This window comes from Thioalbus denitrificans (genome assembly GCF_003337735.1).
Classification (GTDB): domain Bacteria; phylum Pseudomonadota; class Gammaproteobacteria; order DSM-26407; family DSM-26407; genus Thioalbus; species Thioalbus denitrificans.
In genome coordinates, this window is sequence record NZ_QPJY01000001.1 from 583,965 (window position 1) to 602,967 (window position 19,003).

At 67.4% G+C, this 19,003-nt stretch carries 21 protein-coding genes; 13 read left to right on the forward strand and 8 right to left on the reverse strand.

Annotation, left to right across the window (positions count from 1 at the left end; translation table 11 throughout):
• The first annotated feature begins 1 nt into the window (after position 1).
• Entirely contained in the window at positions 2–787 is a 786-nt protein-coding gene (locus tag DFQ59_RS02765; RefSeq protein ID WP_114278124.1) for a divergent polysaccharide deacetylase family protein, read from the forward strand.
• A 69-nt stretch (positions 788–856) separates the two neighbouring features.
• Positions 857–1,408, forward strand: a complete 552-nt coding sequence (locus DFQ59_RS02770; RefSeq protein WP_114278125.1) for a DJ-1 family glyoxalase III — start codon at positions 857–859, stop codon at positions 1,406–1,408.
• A gap of 80 nt (positions 1,409–1,488) precedes the next feature.
• Here DFQ59_RS02770 and hisF read toward each other — a convergent pair whose 3' ends face one another.
• The 4 genes from hisF to hisB form a co-directional block, all read right to left on the reverse strand.
• Positions 1,489–2,262 carry an imidazole glycerol phosphate synthase subunit HisF gene (hisF, locus tag DFQ59_RS02775; RefSeq protein WP_114278126.1) on the reverse strand — a complete coding sequence of 258 codons (774 nt, stop codon included), beginning with the start codon at positions 2,260–2,262 and terminating at the stop codon, positions 1,489–1,491.
• Positions 2,263–2,266: 4 nt separating this feature from the next.
• Positions 2,267–3,022: a 1-(5-phosphoribosyl)-5-[(5-phosphoribosylamino)methylideneamino]imidazole-4-carboxamide isomerase gene (gene hisA / locus DFQ59_RS02780; RefSeq protein ID WP_114278127.1), complete on the reverse strand. Its 756-nt coding sequence runs from the start codon at positions 3,020–3,022 to the stop codon at positions 2,267–2,269.
• An 81-nt stretch (positions 3,023–3,103) separates the two neighbouring features.
• A complete protein-coding gene (gene hisH, locus DFQ59_RS02785) occupies positions 3,104–3,754 on the reverse strand; it encodes an imidazole glycerol phosphate synthase subunit HisH (RefSeq protein ID WP_114278128.1) in 651 nt (216 codons plus the stop codon).
• Between the two features lie 36 nt (positions 3,755–3,790).
• Positions 3,791–4,381, reverse strand: a complete 591-nt coding sequence (gene hisB, locus DFQ59_RS02790) for an imidazoleglycerol-phosphate dehydratase HisB (RefSeq protein ID WP_114278129.1) — start codon at positions 4,379–4,381, stop codon at positions 3,791–3,793.
• Between the two features lie 244 nt (positions 4,382–4,625).
• Here hisB and fnr point away from each other — a divergent pair, with 244 nt between their 5' ends.
• The 11 genes from fnr to ccoS all read left to right on the forward strand — a co-directional run bounded on the left by fnr (position 4,626) and on the right by ccoS (position 15,309).
• Positions 4,626–5,384, forward strand: coding sequence for a fumarate/nitrate reduction transcriptional regulator Fnr (fnr, locus tag DFQ59_RS02795; protein WP_114278480.1), 759 nt, complete (start codon positions 4,626–4,628; stop codon positions 5,382–5,384).
• Between the two features lie 34 nt (positions 5,385–5,418).
• Positions 5,419–6,174 carry a helix-turn-helix domain-containing protein gene (locus tag DFQ59_RS02800; protein ID WP_170142004.1) on the forward strand — a complete coding sequence of 252 codons (756 nt, stop codon included), beginning with the start codon at positions 5,419–5,421 and terminating at the stop codon, positions 6,172–6,174.
• Between the two features lie 404 nt (positions 6,175–6,578).
• On the forward strand, positions 6,579–8,012 hold the full coding sequence (ccoN, locus tag DFQ59_RS02805; protein WP_114278481.1) for a cytochrome-c oxidase, cbb3-type subunit I: 1,434 nt from the start codon (positions 6,579–6,581) through the stop codon (positions 8,010–8,012).
• A gap of 16 nt (positions 8,013–8,028) precedes the next feature.
• Positions 8,029–8,742 (forward strand): cytochrome-c oxidase, cbb3-type subunit II, encoded by a 714-nt coding sequence (gene ccoO, locus DFQ59_RS02810; protein ID WP_114278131.1) that lies wholly within the window; start codon positions 8,029–8,031, stop codon positions 8,740–8,742.
• On the forward strand, positions 8,735–8,947 hold the full coding sequence (locus DFQ59_RS02815; protein ID WP_114278132.1) for a cbb3-type cytochrome c oxidase subunit 3: 213 nt from the start codon (positions 8,735–8,737) through the stop codon (positions 8,945–8,947). Before ccoO ends, DFQ59_RS02815 begins: the two co-directional genes overlap by 8 nt.
• Positions 8,944–9,798: a cytochrome-c oxidase, cbb3-type subunit III gene (gene ccoP, locus DFQ59_RS02820; protein ID WP_114278133.1), complete on the forward strand. Its 855-nt coding sequence runs from the start codon at positions 8,944–8,946 to the stop codon at positions 9,796–9,798. Before DFQ59_RS02815 ends, ccoP begins: the two co-directional genes overlap by 4 nt.
• Positions 9,799–9,904: 106 nt before the next feature.
• The gene (locus tag DFQ59_RS20440; RefSeq protein WP_281268226.1) at positions 9,905–10,027 is read left to right on the forward strand and encodes a hypothetical protein; all 123 of its coding nucleotides are present in this window, start codon (positions 9,905–9,907) and stop codon (positions 10,025–10,027) included.
• A 266-nt stretch (positions 10,028–10,293) separates the two neighbouring features.
• Complete coding sequence (ccoG, locus tag DFQ59_RS02825) at positions 10,294–11,721, forward strand: cytochrome c oxidase accessory protein CcoG (RefSeq protein WP_114278134.1); 1,428 nt, start codon at positions 10,294–10,296, stop codon at positions 11,719–11,721.
• A gap of 166 nt (positions 11,722–11,887) precedes the next feature.
• A complete protein-coding gene (locus DFQ59_RS02830; RefSeq protein WP_114278135.1) occupies positions 11,888–12,385 on the forward strand; it encodes a FixH family protein in 498 nt (165 codons plus the stop codon).
• A gap of 3 nt (positions 12,386–12,388) precedes the next feature.
• Positions 12,389–14,905 (forward strand): heavy metal translocating P-type ATPase, encoded by a 2,517-nt coding sequence (locus tag DFQ59_RS02835; protein ID WP_342768412.1) that lies wholly within the window; start codon positions 12,389–12,391, stop codon positions 14,903–14,905.
• 146 nt (positions 14,906–15,051) lie between these two features.
• Positions 15,052–15,309 (forward strand): cbb3-type cytochrome oxidase assembly protein CcoS, encoded by a 258-nt coding sequence (ccoS, locus tag DFQ59_RS02840; RefSeq protein WP_114278136.1) that lies wholly within the window; start codon positions 15,052–15,054, stop codon positions 15,307–15,309.
• A 53-nt stretch (positions 15,310–15,362) separates the two neighbouring features.
• On the opposite strand, the gene DFQ59_RS02845 is transcribed toward ccoS, so the two are convergent.
• The 4 genes from DFQ59_RS02845 to ftsE all read right to left on the reverse strand — a co-directional run bounded on the left by DFQ59_RS02845 (position 15,363) and on the right by ftsE (position 18,872).
• Positions 15,363–16,037, reverse strand: coding sequence for a hypothetical protein (locus DFQ59_RS02845; protein WP_114278137.1), 675 nt, complete (start codon positions 16,035–16,037; stop codon positions 15,363–15,365).
• Between the two features lie 133 nt (positions 16,038–16,170).
• Positions 16,171–17,031 carry an RNA polymerase sigma factor RpoH gene (gene rpoH, locus DFQ59_RS02850; protein ID WP_114278138.1) on the reverse strand — a complete coding sequence of 287 codons (861 nt, stop codon included), beginning with the start codon at positions 17,029–17,031 and terminating at the stop codon, positions 16,171–16,173.
• A gap of 150 nt (positions 17,032–17,181) precedes the next feature.
• Positions 17,182–18,207 carry a permease-like cell division protein FtsX gene (gene ftsX, locus DFQ59_RS02855; protein ID WP_245937150.1) on the reverse strand — a complete coding sequence of 342 codons (1,026 nt, stop codon included), beginning with the start codon at positions 18,205–18,207 and terminating at the stop codon, positions 17,182–17,184.
• Positions 18,204–18,872, reverse strand: coding sequence for a cell division ATP-binding protein FtsE (ftsE, locus tag DFQ59_RS02860; RefSeq protein ID WP_114278140.1), 669 nt, complete (start codon positions 18,870–18,872; stop codon positions 18,204–18,206). The genes ftsX and ftsE overlap by 4 nt, the downstream gene beginning before the upstream one ends.
• Between the last annotated feature and the right edge of the window lie 131 nt (positions 18,873–19,003).

Sequence of the window (19,003 nt, forward strand, 5' to 3'; positions counted from 1 at the left end):
GATGCCGCGGGCCCGCCTGCCGCTGCTGCTGTGCCTGCTGCTGTCGCTGGTGCAGGCGGCAGCGGCCGGCGAGGCGCGCATCGCGCTCATCATCGATGATCTCGGCAACGACCGGGCCGCCGGCCTGCGGGCGGTGGCCCTGCCCGGTCCGGTGACCCTGGCGATCCTGCCCCGGACCCCCCACGGGGCGCGCCTGGCCCGCGCGGCCCACGAGCGCGGCAAGGGGGTGATGCTGCACCTGCCGCTGGAGGCGCTCGGCGGCGCGCCGCTGGGCCCCGGCGGCATCGGTCTGCACATGGACCGGTACCAGTTCCTGCGCACCCTGCGCGAGGATCTGGTCAGCGTGCCCCATGCCCGGGGTGTCAACAACCACATGGGCAGCCTGCTTACCCGCCATCCCGGGGCGATGGCCTGGCTCATGCGGGCCCTGCGCGCCTACGGGCTCTATTTCGTCGACTCCCGCACCACGCCCGCCACCGTCGCCGCGCAACTCGCCGCGGAGATCGGGGTCCCGTACCGGCAGCGGGATGTGTTCCTGGACCATGACCCGGAGCCGGCGGCCGTGGCGGCGGAGTTCGAGCGCCTGATCGCCCGGGCCCGGCAGCAGGGCAGCGCGGTGGGTATCGGCCACCCGCACCCGGTCACGCTGGCCTACCTGGAGCGGGTGCTGCCGCAGCTGCGCGCGCGGGGGGTGGAGCTGGTGCCGGTGACGGAGATCCTGGAGCCCTCCACGCGACCTGGTCCGCCCGAACTGCCGTGGGTTGCCGCCGGTCGGCCCGCCGACTGAGCGATTGTCGCGGTCCGCGCCGGTCAGTCAATGATTGCTGTCGACCATGGACGAGAGGAGGTTCTCAACATGCCAAGCGTTCTGATTCCCCTGGCGCCGGGCTTCGAGGAGATCGAGGCGGTCACGGTGGTGGACCTGTTGCGCCGGGCCGCCATCGAGGTGGTCACGGCGGGGCTCGCGCCCGGGCCGGTCACGGCGAGCCGGGGCACGGTGGTGGTGCCCGACGCGGAACTGGACACGGTGCTGGAGCGGGAATTCGACATGCTGGTCCTGCCCGGCGGGCTGCCGGGTGCGGATCACCTGGACCGCGATCCGCGGGTGCGGGAGCTGGTGGGACGGATGGCCGAGAGCGGACGCTATACCGCCGCCATCTGCGCCGCGCCCAAGGTGCTGGCCAGCGCGGGGCTGCTGTCCGGCCGCCGCGCCACCGCCTTCCCCGGGGTGCTGGAGCGGCTCGACCTGCCCGACGTGGCGCTCGAGGCGGCCGCAGTGGTGGTGGACGGGAAGGTGGTCACCTCCCGGGGGCCCGGCACCGCCATGGACTTCGCCCTCGCCCTCATTGAGCTGCTCGCCGATCGCGCCACCCGCGAGCAGGTGGAGGCGGCGTTGCAGAGGCCATAGGGCAGTTGCCAGTGACCAGTGATTGTGTGGCCGAAGCCCTCTACTGGCTACCGGAAACTGGCAACTGATCACTTGCTCACTTACAGCCGGACTTCGATGCCGCGCTCGGCCATGCGGCGCTTGGCCTCTTCGATGGTGTGCTCGGCGAAGTGGAAGATGCTGGCGGCGAGCACGGCGTCGGCCTTGCCCTCCAGCACGCCCTCGGCCAGGTGATCCAGGTTGCCCACGCCGCCGGAGGCGATGACCGGCACGCTCACCGCTTCGCAGATGGCCCGGGTGAGCGCCAGGTCGAAGCCGCTGCGGGTGCCGTCGCGGTCCATGCTGGTGAGCAGGATTTCCCCCGCCCCCAGGGCCACCATGCGCCGCGCCCACTCCACCGCGTCGATGCCGGTGGGCTTGCGGCCGCCGTGGGTGAAGATCTCCCAGCGCGGCGGCTCGTCCGCGCCGCTGACCTGCTTGGCGTCGATGGCCACCACGATGCACTGGGAGCCGAAGCGCGCGGCGGCCTCGCCCACGAACCCGGGGTTGAAGACCGCGGCGGTGTTGATGGCCACCTTGTCGGCGCCGGCGTTGAGCATGCGCCGGATGTCGGCCACGGTGCGGATACCGCCGCCCACGGTGAGGGGGATGAAGACCTGGCTCGCCACCTGCTCCACCACGTGCACCATGGTCTCGCGGTCATCGGAGCTGGCGGTGATGTCCAGGAAGGTGAGCTCGTCGGCCCCTTCCGTGTCGTAGCGGCGGGCGATCTCCACCGGGTCGCCGGCGTCGCGGATATCGACGAACTTCACGCCCTTGACGACCCGGCCGTTGTCCACGTCCAGGCACGGGATGATGCGCTTGGCGAGTCCCATGACGTCAGGCCGCCGGGGGTGCGGCGGGGCCGAGCTCGTCGGCCAGGCGCTGGGCCTCGCCGAGGTCGAGGGTGCCCTCGTAGAGGGCCCGGCCGGTGATGGCGCCGATGATGCCGGGCTCGCCGGTCTCGCACAGGGCGCGGATGTCCTCCAGGCTGCTGATGCCGCCGGAGGCGATGACGGGGATGTTGACCGACTGCGCCAGCTTGACGGTCGCCTCCACGTTGACGCCGCTCAGCATGCCGTCGCGGCCGATGTCGGTGTAGACGATGGCCTCCACGCCGTCCTTCTCGAACCGCTGGGCCAGGTCGATGACATCGTGGCGCGAGAGCTTCGACCAGCCGTCGATGGCCACCTTCCCCTCCTTGGCGTCGAGGCCGACGATGATGTGGCCCGGGAACTCGAGGCAGATGTCGGAGATGAAGTGGGGGGCGTTGATGGCCTTGGTGCCGATGATGGCATAGCTCACGCCGGCATCCAGGTAGGTCTGGATGGTGTCCTCGTCGCGGATGCCGCCGCCCACCTGGATGGGCAGCTCGGGAAAGGCTTCGGCAATGCGGTGGATGATCTCGGCGTTGACCGGGCGTCCGGCGAAGGCGCCGTCGAGGTCGACGATGTGCAGGCGCCGGGCGCCGGCCTCCACCCAGCGGCCGGCGACGGCGACGGGATCCGCGGAGAATATGGTCTCGTCCTCCATGCGCCCCTGGCGCAGGCGCACGCATTTGCCTTCCTTCAGGTCGATGGCGGGAATTACCAGCATGGAACGTCCATCCTCGTTCGGGTCTCGGGTTGTCTGTCCGGCCTGTTGTCCGTCGCTCCGGCGGCCGGTTGCCGGCGCGGCTCAGTCCGTCCCGTCCCAGGCCAGGAAGTTCGCCAGCAGTTGCAGTCCTGCCTGCTGGCTCTTCTCCGGGTGGAACTGGACGGCGAAGAGGTTGTCCCGGGCCACCGCCGCGGTGAAGCGCAGCCCGTACTCGGTGCTGGCCGCGCTGAGCGCCGCGTCGGCGGGATCCACGTAGTAGCTGTGCACGAAGTAGAAGCGCGTGTCCTGGGCGATTCCGTTCCACAGCGGGTGCGGCCGGGTCTGCCGCACCTGGTTCCAGCCCATGTGGGGGATCTTCAGCCGCTCCCCGCTGCGGGGATCGGAGAGCCGCTCACCGAAGTACCGGACCGCGCCGGGCAGAACGCCGAGGCAGGGCGTGCCGCCGTTCTCCTCGCTGTGTTCAAGGAGCACCTGCATGCCCATGCAGATGCCGAGGAAGGGCTTGCCGGCGGCCGCCTCGCGGACCACATCCTCCAGGCCGCGGGACCGGATCTCCTCCATGCAGTCGCGGGCGGCGCCCACCCCGGGGAAGACCACGCGATCGGCGGAGAGAATCTCCTGCTCCACGTCCGTGACCCGCACGCGGGTTCCCGCCGGGGCCATGTGCTCCAGGGCCTTGGATACCGAGCGCAGGTTGCCCATGCCGTAATCGATTACCGCGACGCTGCTCATGCCGTACTGTACCGTGGCTGTGGTCGGAAGAAGGGTTCAGAGAACGCCCTTGGTGGAGGGGATGCCCTGGGCCCGGGGATCGGGTTCCGCGGCCATGCGCAGCGCCCGGCCGAGGGCCTTGAACAGGGTCTCCGCCACATGGTGGGCGTTGCTGCCGCGCAGGGCATCGAGGTGCAGGGTGATGCGGGCGTGGTTGACCAGCCCCTGGAAGAACTCCCGGAACAGGTCCACGTCGAAATCGCCGATGCGCGCGCGCGGGTACTCCACGTGGTACTCCAGGCCGGGACGGCCGGAGAAGTCCACCACCACCCGCGAGAGCGCCTCGTCCAGGGGCACATAGGCATGTCCGTAGCGGCGGATGCCGCGCTTGTCGCCCAGGGCCTGGGCCAAGGCCTGGCCGAGGGTGATGCCGATATCCTCCACCGTGTGGTGGGCATCGATGTGCAGGTCGCCGCGGGCCTCGATTTCGATATCGATGAGCCCGTGCCGCGCCACCTGATCGAGCATGTGGTCGAGGAACGGGATGCCGGTATCGATGCGGGCCGTGCCCGTGCCGTCCAGGTCGATGCTGACGGTGACCTGGGTTTCCAGGGTCTCGCGGTTGATGCGGGCGTTGCGCTGGGTCATGGTGCCGGGTACGCATTCGGATTGCACAAGCCTTATAGGATACCCTCAAGGCCGGCGGGCGTGAACCGCATTCGGATCACCGCTGGGGAGGTCCGGCGCGGTCGGATGAAGACTATGATTGATCCACATCAATAATCGGCACCATAATAAGGTAATACGGTGATTTATGGGCACGGCTCAGGACCTCGAGGTATCGATGGCCGGCAATGTGAAACTCAGTGTGGCAGGCCCCGGCGGCGCGGCGGTGGCTGACAAGCGTATCGCCTGTCAGGACTGCACCCTGTTCCAGCTCTGCCTGCCGCTGGGTATCGGCGAGGACGAGCTGGCCCTGCTGGACGAGGTGATCACCGCCCGGCGTTCGCTCAAGCGGGGTGAAATGCTGTTCCGCGGCGGCGCGCCGTTCCATGCCATCTACGCGGTACGCTCGGGATCGCTGAAGACCTATACCATCATGCAGGACGGCCGCGAGCAGGTGACCGGCTTCTACCTGCCGGGGGAGCTGGTGGCGCTGGACGCCATCAGCCTCGGTCGCCACCCGAGCTCGGCCAAGGCCCTGGAGAGCTCGAGCATCTGCGAATTCTCCTTCCAGGATTTCGAGCGCATGGGCGCCCGGGTGCCGGGCCTGCAGCGGCAGATGCTGCGGGTCATGAGCCGGGAGCTGCTCAACGACGAGCTGCTGCTGCTGCTGCTCGGCAAGAAGAGCGCCGAGGAGCGCCTGGCGGCATTCCTGCTCTCCCTGGCCATCCGCTTCCGCCAACGCGGCTTCTCCGCCACCGACTACAACCTGAGCATGTCCCGCAGCGACATCGGGAACTATCTCGGGCTGGCGGTGGAGACGGTCAGCCGCCTGTTCACACGCTTCCAGCAGGATGGCCTGCTGCGCGTGGAGCGGCGCCGAATCCGCATCCACGATATCGACCGTCTGTCCCTGCTGGCCGGGGACACGGCCCTTTCCGGCAGTCAGCGCATCGACAGTGCGGAGGTGCCGCAGAGCGAGCGCTGAGTGCCTGGTTTCAACCCGCAACCCGGATCCCGTCATGCCAGAACAGTGTTCACCAACCCCTGCAGGGAAGCACGGGACCAAGACCGAGGTCGCCTGCGAAGAGTGCGGGCTGTTCGGCTTCCTGCGTCTGCTCACCGTCATCGATCCCCAGGGCGAGCGCTCCGAACCCCTGGCGGGCGTCCTCTCCCGGCGCACGCGCATTCCCAAGGGTGAAACCCTCTATCGCCACGGTCAGCAGCTTCAGGCCGTCTACGCGGTCAAGTCCGGCGCCTTCAAGAGCTACACGCTGCTGGACACGGGCGAGGAACAGGTCACGTCATTCCACTTTCCCGGAGAGCTGATCGGGCTTGACGCCCTGAAGGGCAACCGCCATCAGTACACCGTGAAGGCGCTGGAGGACAGCAGCGTCTGCCAGCTGCAGTTCCGCGAACTCGAGCGTTCCGGCGTGCGCCTCGCGGAGTTCCGCGAGCAGATGATCAAGGCCATGAGCGAGAAGATCGGAGAGCAGTCCCGTCTGCTGCTGGTCTCCTCCCGTCCCTCGGCCGAGGAGCGCCTGGCCGCCTTCGTTCTCAACGTCTCCCGCCGCCTCGAAGTGCGCGGCTTCCCCTCCGAGGCTTTCCGTCTCGCCATGTCGCGCCAGGACATCGCCAGCTACCTCGGCCTGGCGGTGGAAACGGTGAGCCGGATGTTCAAGCGCTTCCAGGCCGAGGGGCTGCTCTCGGTCAGCGGCAAGCAGTTGCGGATTCTCAACCGGACCGCTCTCCAGTTGCTGGCAAAGGTTCGCGACTGATTCTGGAATATCAAATAAAACAATAGGATGTATTGATTCAGCGGAGGCGCCCCCGGGGCGCCTCCGACCCCACCTTCCCGCCCCCGGGTACAACTTGCGACCGATCAGTCGAAACATTGACAAAGATCAATGTTCACGTATCGTTGTCCGCTAATATGGCATCCAGTGCCAACTTCCGTGCACGAAATGGACGGTTGCCGACCGTCCTCGGCAGGCCGACTGGAAACAATTCGCGCCTGTGCTAAATCATTACAGAATGTGGGTGAAGGGGCGGGGGTGTGTGCGCCCTGGAATTTCGATACCCACGCGGCCGGAGTCGGGGAGGGCTGGTCAGGCCGCAGCAGGAGCCCGTAGGAAATCTGCGCAATTTGCACACACTCTAAGAAACGAGGAGAACAACCGTGGTGGAAGCGACAGTGGAGCAAAAGTACAACTTTGACGTTGTACGATGGTTCACCGTCATGGCGGTGGTGTACCTGGTGGTGGGCGCCCTGGTGGGCGTCTATATCGCATCGGAGCTGGCCTGGCCGGTGCTCAACCTGGACAATCCCTGGTTGAGCTTCGGGCGTCTGCGTCCGCTGCACACCAACGCCGTGATTTTTGCCTTTGGCGGCTGCGTTCTGATGGCCACCGGTTTCTACAGCGTGCAGCGCACCTGCGGCGTACGCGTGTGGAGCGACAAGATGGCCTGGTTCACCTTCTGGGGCTGGAACACCATCATCGTGCTGGCGGTGGTCACCCTGCCGCTGGGCCTGACCCAGGGCAAGGAGTACGCCGAGCTCGAGTGGCCCATCGACATCCTCATCGCCGTGGTGTGGCTGTCCTTCCTGGCCAACTTCGTCATGACCCTGGCGGTGCGGAAGACCTCGCACATCTACGTGTCCAACTGGTTCTACCTGGGCATGCTGGTGATGATCACCTACCTGCACGTGGTCAACAGCCTCGCCATCCCGGTGGGCCTGTTCACCTCCTACTCCCTCTTCTCCGGGGTGCAGGACGGCATGATCCAGTGGTGGTGGGGTCACAACGCGGTGGGCTTCTACCTGACCGCCGGCTTCCTGGGCATCATGTACTACTTCGTGCCCAAGCAGGCCAACCGTCCGGTGTTCTCCTATCGCCTGTCGGTGGTCCACTTCTGGGCCCTGATGTTCGGCTACGTCTGGCTCGGGCCGCACCACCTGCAGTACACCGCCCTGCCTGACTGGACCGGCTCCCTCGGCGCCGCCGTGTCGCTGGCCATGATCATCCCCTCCTGGGGTGGTGCGGTGAACGGCATGATGACCCTCTCGGGTGCCTGGGACAAGCTGCGCACCGACTACATCCTGCGCTTCCTCATCATCTCGCTCGCCTTCTACGCCATGTCCACCTTCGAAGGTCCGGTCATGTCGCTGAAGACGGTGAACGCCCTGTCCCACTACACCGACTGGACGGTGGGTCACGTGCACTCCGGCGCGCTGGGCTGGGTGGCCATGGTCGGCATGGGTGCGCTCTACCACCTGATGACCCGCATCTGGCACACGGAGATCTTCTCCGCCAAGCTGGTGAACCTGCACTTCTGGACCGCCACCATCGGCGCCGTGGTCTACATCGTCGCCATGTGGGTGTCCGGCATCATGCAGGGCCTGATGTGGCGTGCCTATGACGAGTACGGCACCCTGGCCTACACCTTCGCCGAATCCGTGGAGGCCATGCACCCGTACTACGCCATGCGTGCCATCGGTGGAATGATCTTCCTCCTGGGCGCCGTGATCATGCTGTTGAACACGGTTCTGACCATCCGCAAGTCGGTGGCCGAGGGCAGCCTGCGCGCCGCCCGTGCCGCGACCGCGACCGCTTAAGGGGGGGATTTCAGAGATGGCAGATCAGATCTACTCCACCCGTTTCCAGGACAAGCTGGAGCGGAATATCTGGGGCATGCTGATTGTGCTCGCCATTGTTCTTTCAGTGGGCGGCATCGTCGAAATCGTGCCGCTGTTCTTCCTGAAGAACACCATGGAGCACAACAAGTTCCCCGAAATCGTCTGGCAGCGTCAGGCCGGCCAGACCCTCAACGACTGGAAGGCGGGTGACGGCGTGCGTCCCTACACGCCGCTGGAGCTGGCGGGCCGGGATGTCTACCGGCGCGAGGGCTGCTACACCTGTCACTCCCAGATGGTCCGTCCGTTCCGTGACGAGAAGGAGCGTTACGGTCACTACTCCCTGGCCTCCGAGTCGATGTTCGACCACCCGTTCCAGTGGGGCTCCAAGCGTACCGGTCCCGATCTGGCGCGTGTGGGCGGGAAGTACTCGGATGACTGGCACCGCAAGCACCTCCGCGCTCCGCGTTCGGTGGTTCCGGAGTCCGTCATGCCGAACTACGTCTGGCTGGACAACGCCTACGTGGACGGCGCCACCATTGCGGCCCACATGAAGGGAATGCAGATGATTGGCGTTCCCTACACGGATGGTGATATTGCCTCCGCGGCTGACGCCGTGCAGGGCAAGACGGAGATGGACGCCCTGGTGTCCTATCTCCAGGTGCTCGGCACAATGGCAACGCTCGAGGAAGGCAAGGCCTACCGTGAGTAGTCTGCGGGAATATTTCCACACCGATTGGGAGGCGATGACCACCAACGACTGGATCGGTATGACGATCACGGTGGTCATCTTCCTCCTGATGGTGGGCCTGTATGTCTACGTCCTGCGTCCCAAGAACCGGGATCGGCTGGAATCGCACCGGCACATCCCGATGCTGGACGAGGACGAGCGCAATGAACGTGGAGGAAGACCATGACGGACAAAGTGTTTCCCGGTGAGAGCAATACCGGGCACGTGTGGGATGACAACCTGCGCGAACTGACCAACGATCCGCCGCGCTGGTGGACCATCGCCTTCTGGGCGAGCGTCATCTGGTGGATTGTCTACGGCATCATCTACCCGACCTGGCCGGTCAGTCTGGAGGGTGCCAACAAGGGCCTGCTGGGCTGGACCCAGATCCAGGAGTACCAGCAGGGCGTCGCGGAAATCCAGGCGGTCCGGGCCGAGTTCGAGGACCAGATCAAGGCCAAGACGGCCAAGGAGATCCTGGCCGACCCGGGTCTTACCGACTACACCGTCGCTTCGGCCAAGGTGCTGTTCGGTGACAACTGTGCCGCCTGCCACGCGGCCGGTGGTGCCGGCAACCCCGGTTTCCCGGTGCTGGCGGACGACAACTGGATCTATGGCGGCAGCATCGAGACGATCCAGCAGAGCATCACCATGGGTCGCCAGGGCGTCATGACCGCCCACGGCAAGATCCTGTCCGCGCAGGAGATCGATACGCTGGCCAACCTGGCAGTCAACCTCAGCCAGGGCAAGAGCGATCCTGATGGCATGACCCTGTTCACCCAGAAGGGCTGTATCGCCTGTCACGGCCCCGACGCCAAGGGCATGCAGGTGCTGGGTTCCGCCAACCTGACCGACAGCATCTGGCGGTTCACGCCGGGCGGTTTCGAAAGTGCCAAGTACACCATCACCCATGGTGTCAACGACGGCACCGATCCGCAGACCCGCGAAGCCCAGATGCCGTCCTTCAAGGACCGTCTGGACGAAGCGGCCATCAAGAAGCTGGCCGTGTACGTCTACCGGCTCGGCGGCGGCCAGTAACGGTCAGCCAGAGCGTCTGAAGCCCGCTTGCGGGCTCATAGATAAAAAATGACACCGCGCGGAGGCGTTCCGCCTCCGCGCGGTAACTGGAAACGGGGGTAATGTCATGAACACAGACGCGGTTTTCTGGGGTTCGGTCCTCACGGTGGTCATCGCCGTGGTGATCGTGGTCTATCTCGGCTTCAAGGCCAAGCAGCTGATGGACCGCGACGCCAGGAGTCACAAGTAAGCACGGTTGCAGCGAACAATCTGAAAGCACTTCGAGGGGGCTGTCCGGGCCCCCTCAATTTCGACTACCAGCCGCAGTCTGCCCCGTCAGAGGCGGGTGAAAAGGGCGAGGGGCGCGCGCGAGTTTCGCCACCGACGGCAGGAATGTAAGTATTCTGTTATATTCCCGTCGCCGAATTGACAATTCTCAATGGGGCGATCCGGTCCGGGGCGATAGACTAGTGTCGGGTTATTTTGTCCTGATTTCCCGGCACAGGAGATGGTAAGTTGAGCGAAGAACAGCGCAAAGTCGACCAGGCTGGTGTCGACGAACTGTATGCCGAGGCCGAGCACTGGCATGTCAACACGGGTGGGGAGACCATCCACGCCAAACGGGTGCCGGGCAAGTGGCGCAACGTGAAGTGGCTGGGCAACGCCGTCTGGCTGATCTTCTTCCTGGGCCCCTACCTGCGCTGGGATGGCCGGCAGGCGGTCCTGTTCGACATTCCCGAGCGTCAGTTCCACATCTTCAGTCTCACGGTCCTGCCCCAGGATTTCTGGATGCTGTCGCTGCTCCTGCTCTTCTTCGCCTTGCTGCTGGCCGTTTCCACGGCCCTGATCGGGCGGGTCTGGTGCGGTTTCTTCTGCTTCCAGACGGTGTGGACGGATGTCTACACCTGGATCGAGGACAGGCTGGAGGGCAATCCGCAGCAGCGCAGGAAGCTGGAAAAGGCGCCGCTGGATGCCCGCAAGTTGCGCATCAAGCTGACCAAGCACGCGCTGTGGCTGATTATCGCGGCTTTGACCGGCATCAGCTTCGCGGCCTGGTTCACCGACGCTTTCGTGCTGTGGGGCCAGATTGCGACCCTGCAGGCCAGCACGGTGGTCTGGATCGTCATCGCCCTGTTCACCGGCGGCACCTACGTGCTGGCAGGCTACATGCGCGAACAGGCCTGTTTCTGGCTCTGCCCCTATGCGCGCATCCAGGGTGTGATGGTGGACAAGGCCACGGCCCTGCCCACCTACGACTACCGCCGCGGGGAACCGCGCGGCCGGGTCAAGAAGGGTGAGTCCGAGGCGAACCGGACCACCGGCGACTGCATCGACTGCAACCAGTGCGTGGCGGTCTGTCCCACCGGGGTCGACATCCGCCAGGGACAGCAGGAGGGGTGCATCACCTGTGCCCTGTGCCTGGATGCCTGTGACACCGTCATGGACAAGCTCGGCCGCGACCGGGGGCTGATTCGCTACATGTCCCTCGAGGAGCTGGAGGGCAAGAAGCCGGTGCCGCTGTGGAAGCGCGGGCGGGTATGGGTCTATACCGGGATCATGTCCATCGCCCTGGCTGGCGTGGCCTACGGCATCAGCACCATCTCCTCGCTGGAGCTGAAGGTGCTGCACGAGCGCCAGCCCCTGTTCGTGCTGCAGAGCGACGGCTCGGTGCAGAACAAGTACACCCTCAAGATTCTCAACAAGACCAACTTCGACATGGACGTGGTCATCAGCGCCGAGGGTCTGGATGACATGGTGCTGGTCGGAGCGGACAAGCCGGTGACCGCGCACGGCAGCAAGGTCACGGCGACCACGGTATTCCTCCGCGTGCCGCGGGAGGAGCTGAAATCGGATTCCGAGTCCGTGGTCTTCCATATCCACAACCTGGCGAATGAGCAGTTCAGTGCCGAGCGCCAGAGCGTCTTCGTGGGCCCTCGGCGCTAGTTCCGACGCGGCACGGGTGACGCGGCGAAGTCGGCAGGGTTGCGCCGCCAAGGCGGCATCGGGAACCGGGCGAGGCCCGGTATGGTCAGGCCCGCAAGGGTCGGGGGGCGGGTGACGCAACGGTGCGTCATCCGCCCGGTACGTACGAGGCAGGCAGGTGCAGACTATGGCAAATCCAAATTCCGCCTGGCGCAGCCCCTGGGTCATCGGCTGGATAGGGCTGGTGGTCACGGTTCTGAGCGTCAACGCATACATGGTGTACATGTCCTTCACGACCATGCCCGGCCTGGTCAACAGCGACTACTACGAGCAGGGTCAGAACTACGAAAAGACCATGAACGAACGGCGGGTCCGGGCCCAGGAGCTCGACCTGGATGTCCGTGCTCCAGCGCGCCCGGTGCGGAACGAGTCGGCCACCTTCCTCTACATCGCCCGTGACTCGGGCGGGGTGCCGCTGGAGGGGGAGTCGGCGACGCTGCATGCCTACCGTCCGGCCAATGAGAAGGATGATTTTTCCGTTCCGATGGTGGCTGAAGGCAACGGCCAGTATCGCGCCGAGGTGAGTTTTCCCCTCAAGGGGGTCTGGGATGTGGTGGTGAGCCTCAAGCAGGGTGACGGGGAAGTGAACGCCGCCCGCCGCGTGATGGTGCGTGATTCCCAGTAACCCGTGGCGGTGACCCAGCCCCAGCCCCAGGCGCGACTCACGACGCCCGCGGCCGCCGAGGAGGAGGCCTCCGGGGAGCAGTGTTTCCACTGCGGACTGCCCCTGCCCGCGCCCGGTGAAATCGTCCGGGCGGAGGTGGATGGTGCGGGGCGGGAGTTCTGCTGTCACGGCTGTGAGGCCGTCTGCCAGGCCATCTACGCCGCCGGCCTGGAGGGCTTCTATCGCCGTACGCCCGATGGCGTGCTCCTCGGGCCTCCGCCCGAGCCGCCGCGCGAGACCCGGGTCTTCGACCTGGACGAGGTGCAGTCGGAGTTCATCCACGAACTCGGTGCCGAGCGCGAAATCAACCTGCTGGTGGAGGGCATCCACTGCGCCGCCTGCGTGTGGCTGATCGAGCGCGCCCTGGGGCGCCTGGACGGCGTGCTCAAGGCCCAGGTGAACCTGGCCGGCAAGCGGCTCAAGGTGCGCTGGGACAACGGCCGGGTCCATCTCTCCGACATCATCCGCCGCCTGGGCGAGATCGGCTACGCAGCCGTCCCCTTCGATCCCGAGGTGGCGGAGGGACGGCTGAACCGGCAGAACCGGGCGATGCTCTACCGCATCGCCTTTGCCGGTTTCGCCATGATGAACATGCTCTGGGTCTCCATCTCCCTGTATGCCGGGGCGGCGGAAGGGGAGATGCGCGACCTGTTCCACTGGGTGGGCCTGTTCCTGGCCACGCCCACCCTGTTCTACTCGGGGTTCCCCTTCTTCCGCGGCGCCTGGACCGGGTTGCGCTCGCTGCACCTGTCCATGGACCTGCCCATCGCCATCGGCGCCGGCATCACCTACCTCTACTCCACCTATGTCACCGTGTTCCGGCCGCCGGTGGGCGAGGTCTACTTCGACACCGTGGTGAACTTCGTCTTCGTCATCCTGGTGGGGCGCTACCTGGAGTCCCTGTCCCGGCGGCAGGCCGTCTCCTCGACCCAGCGGCTGATGGACCTGCAGCCGAAGGTGGCGGCGGTGCTGCGCGACGGGGGGGAGGAGGTCGTGCCCGTGCGGGCCGTCAAGCCCGGCGAGCTGGTGCTGGTGCGTCCGGGCGAGAAGCTGCCGGTGGACGGCGAGGTGATCGAGGGCCGCAGCGGCGTGGACGAGTCCATGCTCAGCGGCGAATCGATGCCGGTGGAGAAGGGCCCCGGAGACCGGGTGGCCGCCGGCACGGTGAACGTCCGCAGCACATTGAAGGTGCGCACCGAGCAGGTGCTGCGGGACACGGCGCTGGGACGGATCATCCGGCTGGTGGAGGATGCCCAGGCCTCCAAGGCGCCCATCCAGTGCACGGCCGACCGCATCGTGCCCTGGTTCGTGGCGGTGACCCTGCTGCTCGGCCTGTTCACTTTCCTGCTCTGGCACGGGGACGGGATCGACAAGGCGCTGATGGCGGCCACCGCGGTGCTCATCATCACCTGTCCGTGCGCCTTCGGCCTGGCCACCCCCATGGCCATCGCCGTGGCGTCCGGCTTCGGCGCACGCCACGGCATCCTGGTCAAGAACGGCGAGGTGCTGGAGACGCTCTCGGGCATCGACCACGTGGTGCTGGACAAGACCGGGACCCTGACCGAGGGCAGCATGTCGGTGACCAGCATCGAGGTGGCCGACGGGGCGCTGGATGCCGATGGCCTGCTGGCCCGGGTGGCGGCCATCGAGGTCCAGTCCGAGCACAGCATCGCCGATGCCATGGTGGCCGCGGCGCGGGCGCGCAACCTGGGCCCGGATCGCCATGGCGTGAGCGAGTTCAACAACCATCCGGGCATGGGCGTGAGTGCCCGGCTGGAGGGGCGGCGCTGGGTGGCCGGCACCCTGAGCCTGCTGCAGCGGGAAGGCGTCGTGCCGGACCCGGGGCTGCTGGAGCGGGCCCGGGTGCTGGAGGCCGAGGTGGTGACCTGCGTGCACGTGGCGGTGGATGGCCGTCACGTGGGCCTCGTCGGGGTGTCCGACCGGCTGCGTCCCGACGCCCTGGAGCTGGTGGCGGGCCTGCGGGCCGAGGGCATCGGCATGACCCTGCTTACCGGTGACCGGCGCGGGGTCGCCGAGGCGGTGGCGCAGCAGCTCGGCGGCATGGAGGTGCTGGCCGAGGTGCTGCCCCAGGACAAGGACCGGGTCGTCGGCGAGCTGCGCGGGCGCGGCCTGCGGGTGGCGATGGTCGGGGACGGGATCAACGATGCCCCCGCGCTCATCCGCGCCGATGTGGGCATCGCGCTCGGCTCGGGGACCGACGTCTCCATCGAGAGCGCCAGCATCGTGCTGATGAGCAACGAGCTGCGCAAGGTGCTGATGGCGGTGCGCCTGTCCCGGCGCACACTGCGCACCATCCGCCAGAACATCGGCATCTCCTTTACCTACAATCTCATCATGGTGCCGCTGGCGGTAATGGCCTACATCACGCCGCTGCTGGCGGCCATCTCCATGCCGATCAGCTCGCTGCTGGTGATCGGCAACGCGGCGCGCATCCGGACCCTGTTCCGGGACCGCGCCTGAGGCGGTTCTTCAAGCCGGACCCGGTCGGATCCGGACCCCTGTCACCGCCGCCACTGCGCGGGGCAACCTGCGAGCGGCTGGCCGGCTGCATGTGCTGCCGGTGATGACGCCACTGGGGCGGCAATGAACGAAGAGAGTGTGTGACGATGGATGTGATCTACGGTCTGTTGCCGGGGGTTCTGCTGTTCGGCCTGGTGGTGGTGGGTGTCCTGTTCTGGGCGGCCAGGAGCGGTCAGTTCGACGACCTGGAAGGCGAGGCCCACCGCATCCTCATGGACGAGGATCTGGATGAGGAGCAGGACCGGGGCGGCCGGAGCAAGGCCGGGGCACCCCAGGGTGACGCCCCGGGAGAGGGCGGGGCGGCTCCGGAGCAGGCGGAGGAAGAGCCGCGGACCCGCAAGTGAGCCCCGTGGCGCGGAGTTGAGGCCGGCGGGCGGCCGGAACCGCGCCGGTACCCCTACTCGGACGTCCGCTCCAGGGGTTCACTCAGCTGGGTGAAATCTTCCGGCAGGGCGTACTGGATGACGGTCTTCCCGTCGCCGGCCACGGCGACGTCGATGCCCCGCGTCGGGTAGAGCCAGTGGGTGACCCCGCTGCCGTCCACCCGCTTCTCCGCGGCGGCTCCGAAGCGCTTGCCGATGATCTCCTCGTCGAGGCGGGCGCTCGGGAGGTAGGTGATGTGGTGCACGGGCAGCGCCGCGGCGGCTGCGATGTCGTCAGGATGCAGCGTGACCCGCCGCTGGCCCTCGGCCAGGGTGCTGATGCGCAGGCCGCGGGTGTACATCCCCTCCAGCTGCGCCCGGGGAGCCGCCAGAACGACCACCATCTTCGCCTTGAGGCCCTTCAGGCTCACCTCCTGGAAGAAGGCCTCGAGATCCAGCCGGCCGGCGTCGGTGGTGAAGAGGCTGAGCTCGCCCTGCTCCTGGAGCTTGGCGCGGACCTCGGCCAGCGTGGTCCGCCCCAGGGTGAAGCCGAACGCCGTGGTGCTGCCGTCGGGGTTCACCGTCACCGACCAGGGCAGGGTCTCGGCGCCGTGGCGGGGACGATCGCCGCTGGGCACCAGGATCAGGTAGGCCGCGCCCGCCAGCAGGACCAGGACGAGGATGACGCGGAGCAGGATTGTCTTCGACATGTGCGTGTGCGGTTCCCTTGCAGAGGGTGCAGTGTACCCGCCGGCGCGGATATTTTCAGCCCGGCGTCGTTGCGGGAGAGCGGTGGGGTGCGGCGGTGCGTGCCCCCGGCCGGCGGGGCGGGGGCGTTGTGCCTCAGGCGGGAACGACGGCCAGGCGCAGCTTGCGCAGGGCGTTCTGCTCCAGCTGGCGGATGCGCTCGGCGGAGACCCGGTACTTGTCGGCGAGATCCTGCAGGGTGGCCTTCTCGCCGTCGGTCAGCCAGCGGCGCTGGATGATCTCCTGGCTGCGCTCGTCGAGGCCGGCGAGACTCTCCTCGAGCCGGGCCAGGCTGTGCTCGCGCCAGTCATCGCTCTCCGCCTGTTCGGCAGGATCGAAGCGGCGGTCTTCCAGGTAGTGGACCGGCGCGGGCGGCGCGTGATCGTCGCTGTCCTCGCTGTGGCCGTCGAAGGCGGCGTCGTGGGCCGCCAGGCGGGCCTCCATCTCCAGGACCGTCTCGGGCTTGACCCCCAGGTCCTTCGCCACCGCGTTCACCTCCTCGCGGGTGAACCAGCCGAGGCGCTGCTTGGCGTTGCGCAGGTTGAAGAACAGCTTGCGCTGGGCCTTGGTGGTGGCCACCTTGACGATGCGCCAGTTGCGCAGGATGAATTCGTGCATCTCGGCCCGGATCCAGTGTACGGCGAAGGAGACCAGGCGCACGCCCACGTCCGGGTCGTAGCGCTTGACCGCCTTCATGAGGCCGATGTTGCCTTCCTGGATCAGGTCGGACTGCTGCAGGCCGTAGCCGTTGTAGCCGCGGGCGATGCGGACCACGAAGCGCAGGTGGGACATGACCAGGGCGCGGGCGGCGTCCAGGTCGTGCTCGTCGCGCAGCCGCAGCGCCAGCTCCCGTTCCTCCTCGGCGCTGAGCATGGGCAGCCGGTTGACGGCCTCGACATAGGCCTCCAGGCTGCCGGTCGGCAGGCTCATCTCCAGTTTCTGTAACGCGGTGCTCATAGTCCTCCCGGCGGCACGTTGAAACCCCGCGTCACCCTTGCGGGTGCCCGGGGTCCGGTCGTCTGACCCGATTTTAGCACTCACGGAGTGTGAGTGCTAAGGGGGGTGAAAAGTTCCCGTCACGGGGTCGGCGTAATCCCCGGGGGCGGCTCAGGTGGGTTCGATGGACTTCAGGTGGCGACCCACGGCGAGCCAGGCCCCGGCCAGGCCCAGCACCACGGCGAAGGCGAGCAGCGCCAGCACCTCGGTCGCGGCGAGGCCGCGCAGGGTGAAGCCGCTCTGGTAGAGCAGCGCCAGGCGCTGGACCGGGGCATGCAGCCAGCCCAGCGACAGCGCCACCAGCAGCCAGGCCACGCTCCCTCCGGCCAGGCCGTACCAGAGACCGGTATAGAGGAATGGCCGGCGCACGAAGCCGTCGGTGGCGCCCACCAGCTTCATCACCACGATCTCCTCGCGCCGGTTCTCGATGGCCAGCCGGATGGTGTTGCCGATGACCAGGATCACGGCCAGGCCGAGCAGGGCGCCGATCACCATCACGGCCCGCCACACCAGCTCCATGAGGGCGTAGAGCCGCTGGATCCACTCCAGGTCCAGCCGGGCCAGCTCCACCCCCGGCAGCGCCTGCAGCTCCTCGCGCAGTCGCTCCAGCGCCTTGGGCTTGGCTACCTCATCTGCCGGGCTCACCACCAACGTGGCCGGAAGGGGGTTTTCGCCCAGGCTGTCGATGGCGATGTCGAGTCCCGACGCCTGGCGGAACTCCGCCAGCGCCTCGTCACGGGTGATGTAGCGGACCGAGGCCACCTCCGGGCGCCCTTCGATGCGCCGGGCCAGTCCGCGGGCCTCGCTGTCGGGGACGCTGAGCCGCAGGTAGAGGGAGATCCGGGCGGCGCCCTCCCAGGTGTCGCTCAGCTGCCGGGCGTTGGCCAGCACCAGGTGCAGGGCCGCCGGCAGGGCCAGCGCGATGCCGAGCACCAGCACCGTCATCAGGTTGCCGAGCGGCGCGCGGACCAGGCGGCCGAGGCTGCCCACCAGGGCCTGCAGGTGGTGGGTGAGCCAGGTCCGGGGCAGGCGGCGCCAGGACGAGGCTTCCCCGCCCCGTCGCTGCCGGCGCTCGCGGGGCGGTTTCCGGGCCCGCTCCGGGGAGCGGCGTTCCGGCTTGCGGGTGGCCATGCTCATGCCGGTACCCCCCCCTGCGCCAGCTCGCCCCGGGCGAGGGTCAGCACCCGCTGGCCCATGGCGCGGATCAGGGCCAGGTCGTGACTGGCCACGAGCACGGTCACCCCGACCTGGTTGAACTGCTCGAACAGCCCCATGATTTCGGCCGAGAGCTCCGGGTCGAGGTTGCCGGTCGGCTCGTCGGCGAGCAGCAGGGGCGGCCGGTGGACCACGGCCCGGGCGATGCCCACCCGCTGCTGCTCGCCGCCGGACAGCGCGATGGGGTAGAGCTTCTCCTTGCTCAGCAGACCCACCTTGTCGAGCGCGGCGTGCACCCGGCGCCGTACCTCCCCGTGGGGCAGCCCCGCGATCACCAGCGGCACGGCCACGTTGTCGAACACGGTGCGGTCGAACAGCAGGTGGTGGTTCTGGAACACGATGCCCATGGAGCGGCGCAGCCCGGGGACGCGCCGTGACGGCAGCCGGGCCACGTTCTGCCCGTCCACCAGCACCTGGCCCTGGGAGCAGGTCTCCATGCGCGTGATGAGCTTCAGCAGCGTGCTCTTGCCGGCGCCGGAGTGGCCGGTGAGGAAGGCCATCCCGCCCCGCTCCAGGTGGAAGCTCACCCGGCTCAGGGCCTGGAAGCCGTTGGGATAGCGCTTGCTGACCTCGGTGAACCGGATCATGGTCTGGTCCGGCCGGAGCGCGACGGTAAGCGGGAATGTATCGTCACGTTGTGGTGGCGCATTGTGGGTCCATGGAACGAAACGCAGGCAGGCGGCCGCGGGGCGCGGTGCCGCCGGCGGGGGATGGGCGT